Source organism: Sphingopyxis sp. CR5 (assembly GCF_059693785.1).
This window is the reverse complement of record NZ_JCATIE010000007.1, coordinates 240,594-256,811: the sequence shown is the minus strand read 5'-3', so window position 1 is coordinate 256,811 and position 16,218 is coordinate 240,594. Positions and strand designations below refer to the sequence as shown.

The following is a 16,218-nucleotide window of genomic DNA, read 5'->3' as shown; positions in this document are numbered from 1 at the left end:
TTCGTTGAATCTCGTTGATCGGCAGCGCGCAGCGCGCTGCCGATGAGCAACCTTCTCCATGCCGCGAGGGCCTGATGCTGCAGAAATATAAACGGGCGGCTCGCATGAGCGGACCCAGGATATCAGTCTGCAACCCGGCCTTCGTTAAAGGCTATTGGATCTCAGCAAAGGCATACTTCCACGTCGTTGAGGAGGTCTCACGGCATCACGGCACTATAAGGAAGATACCTCGTGTCGCTAACCCGGACAACGGTACGACTGATCGGATGTCGTTCGACGAGATCGCCGATCTTGTTCTTAAAGCTGGAGGGCCGGATTTAGAGTCACCAGCGTGGTCGGCCGTCGGCTATGAGATGTCCGCTCTCGATACCCTTGTCATCTCGGTTGACGGCATGGATTATCATCTGCGCTGGCGAGACCGCTCGCTCAGAATGGCCTCTCCGTCAGTGGAGCAGCCAGCATTGTTTTCGCCTGATGGGAAATATGCATGCTCCCTCGCCGGCGACAACCTCTCCCTGCTTTCGATTGAAACCGGTGAGCATCGGCTTCTTACCTGTGACGGGACAACAGCCAGCCGCTACGGTGCTGATCCTGCAGCAAGTCTGGCAACTGCTATTCACGGGAGGGCTGCGCTCCCGATGGGATTGTGGTCCGCAAATTCGCGCTGGTTCATTTCGCATCGTACCGACGAAAGATGCGTTCCGCATAGCGGGTTGGTTGAGCACGCCCCATCCCAAGGCGGGCGGCCTGTTCTACATAGGTTTGCCTATCCGATACCAGGTGACCCCGTCCCGCTTGTGACCATCATTGCAATTGATGTTCAAACCGGTCGGATCGTCGAGTTCGGCGACTTCAGCTTCCCGAGCAAGGCGCACTCTCCCTTCACCTTCAAGTTCCTATGGCTTGGCGACAACAACAATGTCTGGCTGGTTCGGATCGATCGATATTGGAAATCGATGGAACTCGTCGAGCTGGAACTGGAGTCCGGCAGTGGTAGAGTGATCCTTAGTGAGGGGGTTGAACAAGGCTATGTAGAGCCAAACCAAGTGCTGGGACGCGCGCCTAACATTGCTGTCCTAGAACGCCGGCGCGAGGTGATTTGGTACTCCGAACGCGACGGCTGGGGCCATCTCTACCTCTATGACCTTCAAACCGGAGAATTGAAGAATCAGATCACAAGTGGCGACTGGATCGTCAGGGATCTGGTCGACGTCGATGAAGATTCTGGCCGTATATTCTTCACGGCAGCTGGCATGGACCGAGTTGCTGATCCCAGTCGGCGCACGTTCTGTTCGATCGACCTCGACGGCAGCGATCTGCGGACGCTGCTGAGCCATGACGGCGATGTAACAATTGCGCGAGCTGGACCATGGCCGCTTGACCCGTATAATCCTCACCAGCCGAGGGACGCGCGCGCTGGCCTGTCGGCAGATCAGCGCTTCGCCGTTGCCGAACTAGGCAACGCGGCTGCAGGCAATTCGACCGAAATCATCAATCTCGAGACAGGTACTCGGCAAGTGCTGGTTCACGTGCCAGCCGGCGACGATGAACCGTCCGTACGCCACTTCGACGCGGTCGCCGCCGACGGCGTCACCCCGCTGTTTGGGATTATCTTCCTGCCATCTGACTTCGATGAGCGAAAAACCTACAGTCTGATCGACTACGTTTATCCCGGGCCGCAGATCACGCAGCAACCGCAGTTCTATGAGACCGCAAACTCGGCTCTGGCAAGGTCGATCGCCGAGCTCGGTTTCGCGGTCATGATGCTCGATACGCGCGTCATGCCGTCACGCAGCAGAGCGATACATCAGTGCGGCTATGGTCATCTCCTCGAACCGCAGTTGGCCGATCATGCGGCAGTGGTCGGTCAAATGCGGGATCGGTTCAGCTTCATCGCCAAGGATCGAGCCGGAATCATCGGCTATTCTGGTGGCGGCGCTGCGACCGCGCATGCGCTTGCGGCTTATCCCGACACCTTCACTGTCGGCGTGTCCGTTTGCGGCAATCACGACTCCTCAATCTATCATCACTCTTGGTCCGACAAATATCGTGGCCCTGGAAACGCGTCGCAGTGGGATGGCCAGTCGAACACAACAGTAGCCGGGCAACTTAAGGGGCAGCTTCTGCTGATTTCCGGCGATGTGGATGAAAACGTTCTGGTATCTCAAACGATGCGGCTTTCCGCAGCGCTGATTGAAGCGAACAAGAACTTCGATCTCATCATCGTTCCTGGCGCAGACCACTTCCTCCTTTTCACGAGTGGTTATGCGCAAAGGCGGGCGTGGGATTTCCTGGTCGAGCACCTTGCCTCGGAGGAGCCTCCGGCAGCGTTTGAGTTGACCTTCTCGAAGGCGGAGGTTGCCCAGTTCCGGGACCGCCTGAACCGCGAGTACTGGCGATGATTACGAGAAGCCGAAGGGTGTTCGCTGAGGCCGATCCATCCCCATTGACCGACGTCGCTCCCGGAGAGCGCTTCCTGTCATCCAGCCTAAGGCCAGCTTTTCATGTCTGATCGATCCTCATGGCTCACGCTTGCCGTCGTGGGATTAATCGTTTGCGCCGGCTCCCTTGCTCGAACAGCGCTCGGGCCGTTGCAGGAAGCGATGGCAGTCGCTTGGGAGTTGACCGACAATCAAATTTCCATTCTGCAGGGCCCCGCGCTCGCAGTGCCGCTCATCATCGTTTCCGCGCCCCTAGGCGCTACGATCGACAGCATGTCGCGCCGTCTTCTTCTGGCGCTTTTGATGTCAGCAACGCTGATCGGCACGCTTCTGTCCACGGTGGCGACAGGGTTCGAGAGCTTGCTTCTTTCGCGCGCTATCGTGGGCTTGGCCTCGTTCGCCATGGGGCCGGTCGCCATCTCCCTGATTTCGGATCTATTCGCGGAAAGATTGAGGGGTCGAGCGCTCATGAGCGTCTCGATCAGTCAGTTCACAGGAATGGCGATCGCGTTTCTGGCCGGTGGGCTGATATTAGAGCACGTGGCGCAAAATGCGGCCGACTGGCAGGTCCCATTGTGGGCACTGTCCGTCCCGATGGTCGCCGCGGCCATTTCTGTGTTCTGGATCTCTGAGCCGGCCAAATCTTCAGAGGCTGGCAAGTCGGCAGGCTCTTTCTCAGGCCTGGGCCGCGCGTGGCGAAGTCTTGTCGTTCCGTTTCTCGGCTTGATGATCGTCGAATTGAGCGTGGGAGCTTCGTTGGTGTGGGCCGCTCCCAGCTTCATGAGGACTTATGGGCTAGGGGCGGACATAGCCGGTAGTGCAGTGGCGACCGCGTTGATGGTCGGCGGCCTCGCAGGAACATTTGCTGCGGGCTTCATCGCCGATTGGGCATACCAGAAAGGAGGCGTTCGCGGCGCAAGCCGGACAATAGCAGGCTTCTGCGTGGCAAGTTCGATCGCGGGTCTGTTCGCCATCGCACCAAACTGGCTTGCCGCTTCCATCGGGTTCGTCATCTACATGGCACTCATTGCCATCGTAATTGTCATGGCGACCACCCTCTTTACTATCCTCATTGCACCAGAACTCAGAGGTCGCGGACTAGGGCTATTGGCAGGAGCCTGCGTTCTGTTTGGAACTGCGCTCGCCCCATTCTGTGTCAGCCTCTTTAGCGAGTCTGCCCCCCTCGGCCCGGTGCTGTCGGCGGTCTGCTTCCTCACTGGAATCTGTGCAGCAACAACCTTTGCGTTTGGCGGTCGGCGCCGCAGTTTTGGATCACATCAGTGACTCCCCCTTGCTCGATACCACCTCGAGAGCTCGGCGAACATGGTCGCTAGCACGCCAAAGCTCACTCGATCCCATCCAGTTCTCTCTTCGACGACGCGCTGAGACAGGAGAATGCCATCATGAAGCCCGACATGGCTGACACACGCGCGGCAATCGATACTCGGCTGCAAATGCGCCAGCGCATCCCGATGCGCGATGGTATTGACCTTAGCGCATCGATCTACCTGCCATCGAGGATGGGCGGCGCTGTTCCTGCGATTGTGACCATGACACCGTACACGGCGCAGACATCTCATCAGGAAGGGACTTATTTTGCCAGCAAGGGTTACGCCGTTGTCGTGGTGGACGTTCGGGGGAGAGGTAACTCCGAAGGCACCTTTTCCCCCAACGTCGGAGAAGGGCTGGACGGCCATGACATCATCGAATGGGTCGGTCGGCAAAGCTTTTGCAACGGTAAGGTCGGGATGTGGGGCGGCTCATATTCAGGATTTTGCCAATGGGTGACCGCGGCCCAACTGCCTTCCAACCTCGAAACGATCATCCCCGTCGCCTCACCCTGGATCGGAATAGACTTTCCGATCAGGGGCAATATCGCGATGTCCTATATCGGCCAGTATCTTGCGTTCGTGGACGGACGTACGGTTCAGAACCAGTTGTTTTGGGACCAGGAGGGCTATTGGAATGCTCGGTTTTGCGAATGGTTTGAATCCGGAAGGCCGTTCTCCGATTTGCTGCAAATCATTGGCGTCGAGGACGCCACCTTCCGCCGCTGGCTCGAGCATGACCGGCTGGATAGCTTTTGGACTGGCTACAACCCGTCTCCGGCAGAGTATGACAAGATCGATCTCCCCATTTTAAGCATTACGGGCCAATGCGACGGCGACCTGCCAGGAACGCTTGCGCATTACCAGGCTCACCAGAGCGCCCGACAAGGCATGAGCTCGGCGCCACATCATTTGCTGATCGGGCCTTGGGATCACGCCGGCACCCGATACCCGCAAGCTCAATTTTCGGGCATCTCCGCCGGTGCCGCATCCTTGCTCGACCTGCGTAAATTGAACCTTGAATGGTATGATTGGGTGATGCGAGGGGGTAGCCGCCCATCCTTTCTTGATCAAAGAATCCAATATTACGTGTTTGGTGCGGATGAGTGGCGCGGGGCAAACTCGCTGGATGCGGTGCTTTGCACGTCAACTGACTACCGACTGGGTGCCCCGAGTAACCCTTGCGACGTATTTCACTCCGGGTATCTCGAGCCAGTGGACGATGATCGATCGTCACTGCCGTTCTCCCACTATCGCTACGATCCGCGTGATGTCTCCCATGCCGAGTGGGAGCTCAGTGTCGACCCAAACTCGCGAGCCGAACAGCGTATGCATCACGTCAAGCATGGCAAGCAGCTGTATTTCCATACGGCCCCGTTTAAGCACGACGTCGAAATGCGCGGGCATGCCGCTCTTACAGCTTATATCTCGATCGATCAGCCCGATACCGACTTCCATTTTTCCCTTCATGAGATCGATATCGATGGAGCAGCGACACTAATCTGCAGCGACGTATTCCGAGCCCGATTTCGAGACAGTCTCTCCACGCCTGTCATGACCGAGCCGCTTCAGACTTACCGTTATGAAATGCGAAGTCTCTTTTTCACTGCGCGCAAAGTCGCCAAGGGACACCGGCTTCGCTTGGTATTCGGACCCGTGAATTCAATCTTCTGGGAGAAGAATCACAACAGCGGCAAACGAGTTTCGTCCGAGACGATTAATGACGCACGAACTGTCGAGGTTCGGCTGCATCATGGCCGAGACTGCTGCAGCGTACTCCACCTTCCCATCTTACCTGCCGCATCCGCGGCGTGATTCACAGTATCTCGGAGCAGCTAGCGATGCATTATCGAGTTTCACAGCGTGACTGGCGTTTCGTCCGCCCCTTTTCGATCTCCTACATGACCCGCGAGGCATCGTCAGTGGTGGAATTGACGATTGAGGACGGTGGACTGAAAGGCCGCGGAGAGACATCGGGTGTCTCATATCTCGGAGAAACGGTTACGACGCTTATTTCGCAACTGGAGAGCTTCCTCGGTGGCCTAACGTCGTTACCAAGCCGCGCTGACATAGACACCCTACTGCCGCCAGGCGGCGCGCGAAGCGCGGTTGACTGCGCATTATGGGATTTGGAAGCGAAGCGGACGAACCGGCGGGCGTGGGAACTGGCCGGTGTGACAACCGTGCCACGGCCCCTGCAAACGAGCTACACGCTCGGGCTGGGCAGTCCTGAAGACATGGCCAGTCGCGCGCGGGAGGCAGCAGACTATCCCATCCTGAAAATCAAGCTGGACGGCGATGGCGATATCGCGCGATTGAGCCGAATTCGCGACTCACGACCAGACGCACTTTTTTTCGTCGATGCCAACCAAGCCTGGACGTCTGCCCAGCTTGTGGACGCCATGCCGCAACTGGTTGGCTTAGGAGTTTCGCTAATTGAGCAGCCGCTACCCCGCGGGGGCGACGCGTTCTTGGCCGAATACATCTCGCCCATTCCTCTCTGTGCAGATGAGTCCTGTCAGACCATTGAGGATCTCCATCAGATCATTGGGCGCTATCAGGCAGTTTGTATCAAATTGGATAAGACAGGTGGGCTTACCGAAGCACTCCGCCTAGCGACAGCGGCGCGGAGTGCAGGTCTAAAGACGATGGCGGGTTGCATGGGCGGAAGTTCGTTGTCGATGGCGCCGGCGTTTGTTCTTGGGCAGGTTTGCGACCATGTCGACTTGGATAGCCCGCTTTTGCTGTCGGAGGATGTCGAGGACGGTATCGAGTACGAGGGGGCCGTGATGCAGCCATTCTCAGCCGCGCTTTGGGGCTAATTATCAAAATTAGCCTAGTTGCCGCTTGTATCATGGAGCGACGATATTTCGTCTTCTCTCCCATTGACTGCAACAATTGGTCAAAGCGCCGCTGTGCAAAGGTGGAAAGCAGTTGGGGAACGGTTCAGTGGGACACTTACCGGAGGTAACCGGCAAGCTTTAGGGTGCCTATTCGCCGGCTAGTCAGTCAGTTGCCCGGACTAGCCGTATCTTATCGCCGTCGCTTATCACTTTCGCATCTGCCATGCTTGCGACCGCACGACCAAACTTCTCCGGTTCGCTCATCCGAAAAAAGCCTACAAGCTGCACGTGTGCGATCTCCGGATCCTCAATAACGATCTTACGTTTGTTGTATCGATTGATCTCCTGGACCGCATAACCGAGCGTTTCACCATCGAGCGCGAGTTCACCGGAGCGCCAGGACAGGGCCCGTTCGACTTCAATCGGCGCGGCCGAGACCTCAATTGCTGGCGCTTCATCGGACACAAATCCCCGCGAGCCAGCTGTGATCTGCTGCTTCAAGCTTTCACGCCCGACCACCCAGGTTTCGACGGAGCCCTCCGTGACCAGCACATCGGCACCCGACCCGCGACGGCGGACGGAGAAAGCGGTGCCAACCGCGCGCACGCGGATATCACCCGCCTCGACCACGAACGGTCGCGCCTTGTCATGTGCCACCTTGAACCAAGCCTCGCCGGTTTTGAGCCGAACAGTGCGGTGCTCCGGCTCCATGACGACTTCGATCCGGCTATCGGTGTTGACAGTCGCATTCGATCCATCGGTGAGCGCGACCTTGCGGACTTCGCCGATATCGGTGTCGATTTCCTGCGCCCTCGGCGGCATGAGGAGAAAGCCGGCGAGCGCGGCAGCAAGTCCGCCGCCCACAAGCGTTCCCAAAACGCTGCGTCGTTCAAGCCGCCAGCGCTTCTGTCCGCCCTTAATCTCGGATTCCTCGTCGAGCCGGTTTGCGCCAAGCGCCCGCCCACGATCGAGATAGGAAAGCGCTGCCTGCGCGCGCAGCAACGCACCCGCACGTCGCTCGCTTTCCGCGAGCCAAGCATCCAACTCGGCCTGCCCCTCGGCCGTCAATTCGTGCGCGTCGAGCCGGATGGCCCAGCGCGCAGCGCCGTCGTCATCCGTTTCGGGCGTCATGGCCAATCTCCCCTTCAAGAGTCGCGAGCGACGCTTCGCCAGCAGCATCCTCGCGCGCAATGGCCTTCATAATAAGCTTGAGGCCACGCGTGGCCTGCTGTTCCACGATTTCGACCGATGTGCCCAGGCGCTCGGCGATCTCGCGCTGCGAGACGCCCTCGATGCGCCTGAGCTGAAAGATCTCGCGGCATCGCTCGGGCAATGCGCCAATCAGCCGACGCACACGCTCAAGTTCTTGGCGTGCGCTGGTTCGCTGTTCGGGGCCGGGCGACTGATCGGCAATTTGGAGGGTTTCAACCTCGACCAAGCGGTCGATTGGCACTACCTTTTCTTTGCGCAACCTCATGAGTACAACTGATTTCGCGGTCTGGAATAGATAGTTCCGACCGTTGCGAATGTGCGCGACGCTGTCGAGCCGCGAGAGCAGAACGTAACTATCCTGCACCACCTCGTTTATCTCATCCTCGTTAAGTGACATGCCCCGGAGCCAGGTGCGCAGATGGGCCTCGTGGGGAATGATGTTACTCCCCACCCACGCGATGGTCTCGCTGCGGGCCTGCGCCAAATCGCCTCCTTCGGCTAAGTGTGCTCCTATCTCATAACCCACTAGATGCGCCGATGCGCGTCTTCCGACGATCTCGCCTGTAAAAAATAGCGATAGACCGCAGAGCGCCGACGAAGCGTGCCCAATCTTCGGATGAATGTTGGTCGATCAACAAATGCGCGCCCGCTGCGATCTAGGCGGGTTAAACGACCCCGCAGAGCTCAAAATCGGCGCGGCGTTGCGATGTCAGCCCCGTTATATTCGAAGTAAATTCGGACCGCACGACCTTGATCATCGACTCCAGGATACGCCTTGATCTTGGTGCTCTGAAAACAGGCGTGGAGAACCTCCGATTCGGTCATCGCGAGGTTGGCCATCAAATGGATGGCAGTTCGGCGGCCCTCATCTTGGTCCCTCAGCTTTTCCTCACGAAGGTAGCGTTCGACTGCCCACCGCCGCTTCCACTGCGCGCCTATGAAGCGGAGATATGCGAGCGTCGCGACAGCCGCGGTCAATATTGCCGCCCAGTTGGCGACGATTTCCAGCACGGCGCTATATGTCATCCGCCTAGTTCCCCTGCCCGACGATTCGCTGCCAAAAGAAGGAAATGCTGGACGGGTGGTCAATCTTTTTGTCGTGCTCGGAGCGACCTCGTTCGCCACCTCGTCGCGATTGGCGTTCGGCCCGATTCAGTTTGGCTACCAACCCGCCGGTGCCCATATGTTCGCATACGGCCGCAAAAGGCCGGGTTAGCCCGCACATTAATTTGGGTTGCTGTTTGGGTTGCTCCCGCAGGGACTCTAAAAAACCCAATAAAAACAACGAGAAATGGCGGAGACGGAGGGATTCGAACCCTCGGTACCGGATTTACCAGTACGACGGTTTAGCAAACCGTTGGTTTCAGCCACTCACCCACGTCTCCGCATGGCCCGCCGCACAGGCGACGGTGTTGGCCTGAGCGGGCGCTATAGCCAGCGCGGCGGCGCGCCGCAACGTCGAATATTGGTCTTTTTTTCTGTCATGCCGCACGGTTCGCAGCAAAAAGGATTCGGTCCGGCGCGAAATCGACTCGGGTCATCGCCGGTTCATTGCCCGCGAGCCAAAGCGAGTCATGATTAACGCGGGTCGCGGCACAATTTGGGTCGCCAGCGAGATATTGGGGGAATGAATGCGTCCTGTCCTAACCAAATTCGCCGTCATGGCGGTCGCGACGCTGGGCCTGGCCCTGTCGCCGCTGCCGGCGGCCGCGCAGATGACCGAAGTCGATCCCAACACGGCGATCGATTCGGATCTCGACAATCCCGAACCGCCGCCTCCTCCGGCCCCGACCTATCCCTCCGGCGATAGCGGCGATGCCTCGATCGACAGCGACCTTGCCACCGGCAATGAACAGGTCACGGGAGTGCCGGATGACACAACCGCCACCGCGCCGGCAACCGACGCCCAGGCCGCGGCGACCACGGCCGACCCCGGCACGACGTACAAGGAAGACGATCTGATCGGCGCGGCCGAAGGCGTCTTCGGCAAAGGCGCGCAGGGCCTCGCGGGCATGATCGAGGACATATTGAAGAAGCAGGGCGAGCCCAACGCCTATATCGTCGGCCGCGAAGCGAGCGGCGCGCTCGGCATCGGCGTCCGCTATGGGTCGGGCACCCTCTATCACAAGATCGAGGGCGAAATGCCCGCCTATTGGACGGGGCCGTCGATCGGCTTCGACGCGGGAGCCAACGCCGGGAATACCTTCATCCTCGTCTATAATCTCTTCGACACCGAGGATCTCTACAAACGGTTTCCCGCTGGCGAAGGCGCCGCCTATCTGATCGGCGGCTTCAACGCGAGTTACCTGCGACGCGGCGATATCGTGCTGATCCCGATTCGCGTCGGCGTCGGCGCGCGGCTTGGCGCGAACGTCGGCTATATGAAGTTCCGCAAGAAGCAGAGCTGGCTGCCCTTCTGATCCCGGCGTGCTTGCCAAGGGGGCGAGAGCCCGCGCCTCGGCGCGGGCTTTTTTCACGTCTTGAGCGGACGGCAACTGCTTCGTGGTGAGGCCGTCAGCTTTCGACCGGAGGCGGACACATAGAATATCGTCACCCCGGACTCGATCCGGGGTCTATTAGGCGCAGCGTCGCGTGAATGGATCCCGGATCAAGTCCGGGATGACGGATAGGGGACAGTCCGCTCCCCACCCCAAAACGGACATCTCAGCCGCTAATCACCATCGAACGCGATCAGCGTCTCGCACGAAAGTCCCGCGTCGCGCAGGCGCGCCGAGCCGCCCAGATCGGGAAGGTCGATCACGAACATCGCCGCGGCGACTTCGGCCCCGACATTGCGCATCAGTTGCGCCGTGGCGAGAATCGTGCCGCCGGTCGCCAACAGATCGTCGATCAGGATGACCCGATGGCCGGCGACCACCGCACCTTCGTGCAATTCAAGCCGGTCAACGCCATATTCGAGTTCGTAATCGACCCCGATCGTCACGCCCGGAAGTTTTCCGGCCTTGCGCACCGGGACGAGGCCAAGGCCCATCGCCGTCGCCATCGCCGCGCCGAACAGGAAGCCGCGAGCCTCCACCGCCACGATCAGGTCGGGGCGATAGGCAGCAGCGCGGTCGCACAGGCGGCGCACACTTTCGGAGAAACCGGCAGCATCGCCGATCAGCGTCGTGATGTCGCGAAACTGGATGCCCGGTTTCGGAAAATCCGGGATCGTGCGAACGAGCGCCGCGAGGTCGAGGTCGGGACGGGGCGGCAGCGCGATCATCGGCCCGGCCGCCCCTTATCCCGCGTCAATGCTTCTTGTCGGCCCAGATATTGCGGTACGACAGATAGGCGAGGACGCAGAAGATGATCAGGAAGAGCGCCGCGGCCCATCCCACCTGCACGCGCTTCACCAGCTTGGGTTCGGCGGTCCATACCAGGAAAGCCGCGACATCGCTCGCCATGCTCTTGACGTCGTTCGGCGAACCGTCGGCGAACGTCACCTGCCCGTCGCTGAGCGGCGGCGCCATCGCGAGGTTGAGGTTCGCGAAATAGGGATTGTAGTGCAGGCCCGGCGCCGGCTTCAGCGAGTCCGGCAGGTTCGCCGGCGGGTTCTGGAAACCGGTCAGCAAGGAATAGACATAGTCCTTGCCGCCTTCGCGGGCCTTGGTGATCAGCGACAGGTCGGGCGGCAGCGCGTTGTTGTTCGCAGCGCGCGCCGCGACTTCGTTGGCATAGGGGGCCGGGAAATAATCCGACGGCAGGCCGTCGCGCGTCGCCGGTTCACCCGTGTCGGGGTTGATCGACGGGACCTGGAACCCCTTGGCAAAGGTCTTTACCTGGCCTTCGGTATAGCCAAGCTCGCCGATATCGCGGAAGGCGACATGGTTCAGGCTGTGACAGGCCGAGCAAACTTCCTTGTACACCTGCATCCCGCGCTGGATCTTCTGCAGATCCCAGCGTGGGAACGGGCCGTCGCTCGCGAGAGCGAGGTGGCGCGGTTCTTTGTGGAACTCATGCGCGGCGCTGGGCTCATTCGACAGCGGCGTGGTGAGGATTGCGCACACCAGCGCCGCGATGAAACCGAGGCCGACGAGGAAACCGAGCGGACGAACCATGGCTGTTTCAGCTCCTATTAAAGTCCGGCGCTCAGGCCGTTGCCGCAGCCGACGGTTCGTCGGCATGCTTTGCGAGGACCGCTTCGGTGATCGAATTCGGCATCGGGGCCGGACGTTCGATCCGCGAGACGATCGGCAGAATGATCAGGAAATGGGCGAAGTAGTACGCCGCCGCGAGCTGGCTCATGATGACATAAGGCTGCTCGGCCGGGCTCTTGCCGCAATATCCGAGGATGAACACGTCGACCACGAGCACCCAGAAGAACTTCTTGTACAGCGGACGATAGGTCGACGATTTGATCGGCGAGCTGTCGAGCCACGGCAGGAAGAACAGCAGCGCGATCGAGGCGAACATCGCGATGACGCCCCACAGCTTTGCGTCGATCCACAGGAAGTTGAAGGTGAAGGCGCGCAGGATCGCGTAGAAGGGCCAGAAATACCATTCGGGAACGATATGCGCCGGCGTCGAAAGCGGGTTCGCCGGGATATAGTTGTCGGCGTGGCCGAGCAGGTTCGGGCTGAAGAAGGCCAGCAGCACGAACACGAGCAGGAAGACGCCGAGCCCGAAGCCGTCCTTCACGGTGTAATAGGGGTGGAACGGGACGGTGTCCTGTTCGTCCTTCACCTCGATCCCGGTCGGGTTGTTCGACCCCGGGATATGCAGCGCCCAGATGTGCAGGATCACGACGCCGGCGATCACGAACGGCAGCAGATAGTGCAGCGAGAAGAAGCGGTTGAGCGCGGCATTGTCCGGCGCGAAGCCACCGAGCAGCCACTGGCGGATCGGCTCGCCGACGATCGGGATCGCCGAGAAGAAGCCGGTGATCACCTGCGCGCCCCAGAAGCTCATCTGACCCCAGGGAAGAACGTAGCCCATGAAGGCGGTCGCCATCATCAGCAGGAAGATCACGACACCGAGCAACCACACCATTTCGCGCGGCGCCTTGTACGAACCGTAGTAGAGGCCGCGGAAAATGTGGAGATAGACGACGATGAAGAACATGCTCGCGCCGTTCATGTGCGCGTAGCGGATGAACCAGCCGGCGTTCACGTCGCGCATGATATGCTCGACCGAGTTGAAGGCGACACCCGCATTCGCGGCATAGTGCATCGCCAGCACGATGCCGGTGATGATCTGGATCGCGAGCGCGGCCCCGGCCAGGACGCCGAAGTTCCAGAAATAGTTGAGGTTGCGCGGCACCGGATAGCCTGCGCCCACAGCGTTGTAGACGAGACGCGGCAGCGGCAGCTTCTCGTCGAGCCACTTCATCAGCGGCTGCTGCGGTTCATATTGCTTGGCCCAGGGAAAGCTCATCTTATCTCGCTCCTCAGCCGATCGTTACAGCGGTGTCGCTGGTGAATTCATAGGGCGGCACGAAGAGGTTCTTCGGCGCCGGGCCTTTGCGGATGCGCGCCGCGGTATCGTAGTGCGACCCGTGGCACGGACAGAAATAGCCGCCGAAATCGCCGCGCGGCTCGCCTTCGGCGGCACCGAGCGGCACGCAGCCCAGATGGGTGCAGACGCCAAGGGTGATCAGCCAGTTCTCCTTGCCCGGCTTCGTGCGCTCGGCAAGCGTCTGGGGATCGCGGAGGTCGCTCAGCGGCACCTTGTTCGCGGCGTCGATCTCGGCGGGGACGAGATTACGAACGAACACGGGCTGTTTGCGCCAACTCGTCTTGATCGCCTGTCCGGCCTCGATTCCCGAAATATCGATTTCGGTCGACGACAGTGCGAGCACGTCGGCCGAGGGGTTCATCTGGTTGACCAGCGGGAGGACCACCGCGGCGGCGCCGACACCGGCGAAGCTGACGGCGGCGATATTGATGAAATCCCGGCGCCGGACGCCCTCTTCGATGCCGGCGTTGAGATTGGTTTCACTGGCCATTCGACTGCCCTTGCATGGGTGAACTGACAAAATTCCGCCGGAAAGGACCACCCCGTTGCGTGCAAAAAGATGCACTCGTCCCGGCGGCCCCTCCGGGAATTGCGGGCCTGATAGCCGCACATACTGGGCTTGCCAACAGACAATTTCCGCTTGCGTCGCCGGAGCCTGCCTGTCGCGGGCGGCTCTCGATTTGCGCGCGCGCCCATCCTATGGGGTCGCGATGGACGTCGCACTTTTCCAACCCGATATCGCGGGCAACGTCGGCACGACGCTGCGAACCGCCGCCTGCCTCGGCGCGGCGGCGCACATCGTCGAGCCGTGCGGCTTTCCCTATTCGGATCAGGCGCTGAAGCGCGCCGGCATGGACTATGCCGTTCGCGCCAATGTGCGCCGCCACGCCGACTGGGATGCCTTTCGCACGTGGAACGCCGCGGCGGGCAAGCGTCTGGTGCTGTTCACCACCGCGGGGGCCACGCCCCTGCCCGCCTTTTCCTTCGCCCCCGACGATCTGCTGCTGTTCGGCGCCGAATCCTCTGGCGTCCCGCCGCACGTTCACGCCGCGGCGGACGCCCGGGTCGCGATTCCGATGCGTCCGGGCTTTCGCTCCTTGAATGTCGCGGTCGCCGCTGGCATCGCGCTTGCCGAGGCGCTTCGGCAAACGAAAGGTTTTGCGTCATGATTTCGCTCGATTCCCAGCAACAGGCCGCGCGCGACTGGTTCGAATCGCTGCGCGACCGGATCTGCGCCGAGTTCGAGGCGATCGAGGCTGAAGCCGGCAGCGACGCCCGCTTTGCCTATACGCCGTGGGACCGCGAGGCCGAAGGCGTCGCCCCGGGCGATGGCGGCGGCGGGGTGCGCGGGGTGATGACCGGGAAGGTGTTCGAAAAGGTCGGGGTGAATGTCTCGACAGTCGGAGGCCATTTCGCGCCCGATTTCGCGCAATCGATCCACGGCGCGGGCGACGATCCCAGCTTCTTCGCAACCGGAATCAGCCTGGTTGCGCACATGGCGAACCCGCACGTTCCCGCGGTTCATATGAACACGCGCTTCCTCGTCACCCAGAAACGCTGGTTCGGAGGCGGCGCCGACCTGAACCCGCCGATCCCCTACGACGAAGATACCGATGCCTTTCACGCACGGCTGCGCGCGGCCTGCGCGCCCTTTGGTCCCGATGTCTATGAACGTTACGCCAAATGGGCCGACGATTATTTCTATATTCCGCATCGCGGGGTGCATCGCGGCGTCGGCGGAATTTTCTATGACCATCTCGAATGCGGCGACGATGCCGAATTCGATCGCAATTTCGAGTTTACCCGCGGGGTTGGCGAGGCATTCCTCGACATCTTCCCGCAAATCGTGCGCCGCCGCATGAACCTGGCTTTCACCGACCAGGATCGTGACGCGCAACTTGTGTGGCGCGGCCGCTATGCCGAGTTCAACCTCGTCTACGACCGCGGCACGCTGTTCGGCCTGAAGACCGGCGGCAACATCGACGCGATCCTGATGAGCCTGCCGCCACTCGCCAAATGGAGCTGAGGGGCGGAACCAACGCCCCTCCCCTCCTCTCGTCGTCAGGCGAACACCTCGCTCGTGCTGGTTCCGCCGAGCGCACGGTAAAGCCCCGCCGGAACCCCGACCTGCAGATAGGCCATCGGAACGCTCAGGACGATCGCGCCGACGATCAGACCGAGCATCGAACCCGGTGCACCGCCGGCCATCGCGGTCACGCCGACCACCATGCCCAGGATCATGAAGATCACGATCAGCGCGATGCCGAGCAGGATGAAATAGCCAAAGATTTTCCATTGCGACGCGGCGGTCATCCGCCACGAAGCGCCGAGGCCCGCGAGGACGTTGAAGCTGCGCTGGTCGGCCATATAGGGTCCGGTGCAACAGAACCGCGCCGCCAGCCAGGCCATGAACAAAAGGAACAGCGGCAGCACCAGAAAGATCGTCGCGCCGAGTCCCATCAACGCCGCGCCGCTCGGCTCACCGCCCGTTGCCATCGTCATCAGCGCGCTGCCGAACAGCAGGAAGCCAAGGATGCCGAGCACGAAAACAATGGCGATCGCCAGCAGGAGGACCGGAAATGCGGCGATCAGGCCATAGCCGATCGCGGACCCCACCGGTTCGCCGCCGTTGGTCAGGCCGATGCGCCACGATGCGAAATAGCTGCCCGTCTGGAGCACATAGTTGACGAGGCTGAGCAGCACGCCCGTCGCCCCCATTGCGGCCATCATTCCGGCGCCACTTTCCGCCATCGTCGCCGGGTCCAGCATCGTCGCCCCGCCGCCCAGAAGGAATTGAAGGATCAGCGGCACGACGATGCCGACGCCGACCAGCGCGATCGCGTGATTGACTCCCTGTCCGTTGAAGAAGCTGGTCGTATAGGACCAGGCCTGGCTGATGCTAATTCGGTTCATCGCTATTCTCCCCTGCCATCATCT

The 16,218-nt window shown here is 60.7% G+C and carries 15 protein-coding genes and 1 tRNA gene; 7 read left to right on the top strand and 9 right to left on the bottom strand.

Going from position 1 to position 16,218, the window contains the following annotated elements; genetic code table 11:
- Window positions 1–14 precede the first annotated feature (14 nt).
- From AC58D2_RS13055 to AC58D2_RS13040, 4 genes are all read left to right on the top strand, one after another.
- Entirely contained in the window at window positions 15–2,402 is a 2,388-nt protein-coding gene (locus AC58D2_RS13055) for a S9 family peptidase (RefSeq protein WP_497390976.1), read from the top strand.
- Between the two features lie 102 nt (window positions 2,403–2,504).
- Complete coding sequence (locus tag AC58D2_RS13050; protein ID WP_497390974.1) at window positions 2,505–3,725, top strand: MFS transporter; 1,221 nt, start codon at window positions 2,505–2,507, stop codon at window positions 3,723–3,725.
- A 119-nt stretch (window positions 3,726–3,844) separates the two neighbouring features.
- Window positions 3,845–5,584, top strand: coding sequence for a CocE/NonD family hydrolase (locus AC58D2_RS13045; protein ID WP_497390972.1), 1,740 nt, complete (start codon window positions 3,845–3,847; stop codon window positions 5,582–5,584).
- Window positions 5,581–6,591, top strand: coding sequence for a dipeptide epimerase (locus tag AC58D2_RS13040; RefSeq protein WP_497390970.1), 1,011 nt, complete (start codon window positions 5,581–5,583; stop codon window positions 6,589–6,591). The genes AC58D2_RS13045 and AC58D2_RS13040 overlap by 4 nt, the downstream gene beginning before the upstream one ends.
- Before the next feature lie 183 nt (window positions 6,592–6,774).
- On the opposite strand, the gene AC58D2_RS13035 is transcribed toward AC58D2_RS13040, so the two are convergent.
- From AC58D2_RS13035 to AC58D2_RS13020, 4 genes are all read right to left on the bottom strand, one after another.
- Window positions 6,775–7,743: a FecR family protein gene (locus AC58D2_RS13035; protein WP_497390968.1), complete on the bottom strand. Its 969-nt coding sequence runs from the start codon at window positions 7,741–7,743 to the stop codon at window positions 6,775–6,777.
- Window positions 7,724–8,308: an RNA polymerase sigma factor gene (locus AC58D2_RS13030; RefSeq protein WP_497390966.1), complete on the bottom strand. Its 585-nt coding sequence runs from the start codon at window positions 8,306–8,308 to the stop codon at window positions 7,724–7,726. Before AC58D2_RS13030 ends, AC58D2_RS13035 begins: the two co-directional genes overlap by 20 nt.
- A 200-nt stretch (window positions 8,309–8,508) precedes the next feature.
- On the bottom strand, window positions 8,509–8,850 hold the full coding sequence (locus tag AC58D2_RS13025) for a hypothetical protein (RefSeq protein ID WP_497390964.1): 342 nt from the start codon (window positions 8,848–8,850) through the stop codon (window positions 8,509–8,511).
- Window positions 8,851–9,116: 266 nt separating this feature from the next.
- Window positions 9,117–9,209, bottom strand: a tRNA-Ser gene (locus AC58D2_RS13020).
- Window positions 9,210–9,455: 246 nt separating this feature from the next.
- Between AC58D2_RS13020 and AC58D2_RS13015 the strand changes: the two genes are divergently transcribed.
- A complete protein-coding gene (locus tag AC58D2_RS13015; RefSeq protein WP_497390962.1) occupies window positions 9,456–10,244 on the top strand; it encodes a DUF1134 domain-containing protein in 789 nt (262 codons plus the stop codon).
- A gap of 251 nt (window positions 10,245–10,495) precedes the next feature.
- Here AC58D2_RS13015 and AC58D2_RS13010 read toward each other — a convergent pair whose 3' ends face one another.
- From AC58D2_RS13010 to petA, 4 genes are read right to left on the bottom strand one after another with little or no spacing between them, the layout of a single operon-like run.
- Complete coding sequence (locus AC58D2_RS13010) at window positions 10,496–11,050, bottom strand: adenine phosphoribosyltransferase (RefSeq protein WP_497390960.1); 555 nt, start codon at window positions 11,048–11,050, stop codon at window positions 10,496–10,498.
- Between the two features lie 25 nt (window positions 11,051–11,075).
- Window positions 11,076–11,885 (bottom strand): cytochrome c1, encoded by an 810-nt coding sequence (locus tag AC58D2_RS13005; RefSeq protein WP_497390958.1) that lies wholly within the window; start codon window positions 11,883–11,885, stop codon window positions 11,076–11,078.
- 31 nt (window positions 11,886–11,916) lie between these two features.
- Window positions 11,917–13,200: a cytochrome b gene (locus AC58D2_RS13000; protein WP_497390956.1), complete on the bottom strand. Its 1,284-nt coding sequence runs from the start codon at window positions 13,198–13,200 to the stop codon at window positions 11,917–11,919.
- Window positions 13,201–13,213: 13 nt separating this feature from the next.
- Complete coding sequence (gene petA / locus AC58D2_RS12995; RefSeq protein ID WP_497390954.1) at window positions 13,214–13,771, bottom strand: ubiquinol-cytochrome c reductase iron-sulfur subunit; 558 nt, start codon at window positions 13,769–13,771, stop codon at window positions 13,214–13,216.
- 220 nt (window positions 13,772–13,991) lie between these two features.
- On the opposite strand from petA, the gene AC58D2_RS12990 reads away from it, so the two are divergent.
- Window positions 13,992–14,450, top strand: coding sequence for a tRNA (cytidine(34)-2'-O)-methyltransferase (locus AC58D2_RS12990; protein ID WP_497390952.1), 459 nt, complete (start codon window positions 13,992–13,994; stop codon window positions 14,448–14,450).
- Window positions 14,447–15,307 (top strand): oxygen-dependent coproporphyrinogen oxidase, encoded by an 861-nt coding sequence (hemF, locus tag AC58D2_RS12985; protein ID WP_497390950.1) that lies wholly within the window; start codon window positions 14,447–14,449, stop codon window positions 15,305–15,307. Before AC58D2_RS12990 ends, hemF begins: the two co-directional genes overlap by 4 nt.
- 35 nt (window positions 15,308–15,342) lie before the next feature.
- On the opposite strand, the gene AC58D2_RS12980 is transcribed toward hemF, so the two are convergent.
- A complete protein-coding gene (locus AC58D2_RS12980; RefSeq protein ID WP_497390949.1) occupies window positions 15,343–16,194 on the bottom strand; it encodes a glycerophosphoryl diester phosphodiesterase membrane domain-containing protein in 852 nt (283 codons plus the stop codon).
- Window positions 16,195–16,218 lie beyond the last annotated feature (24 nt).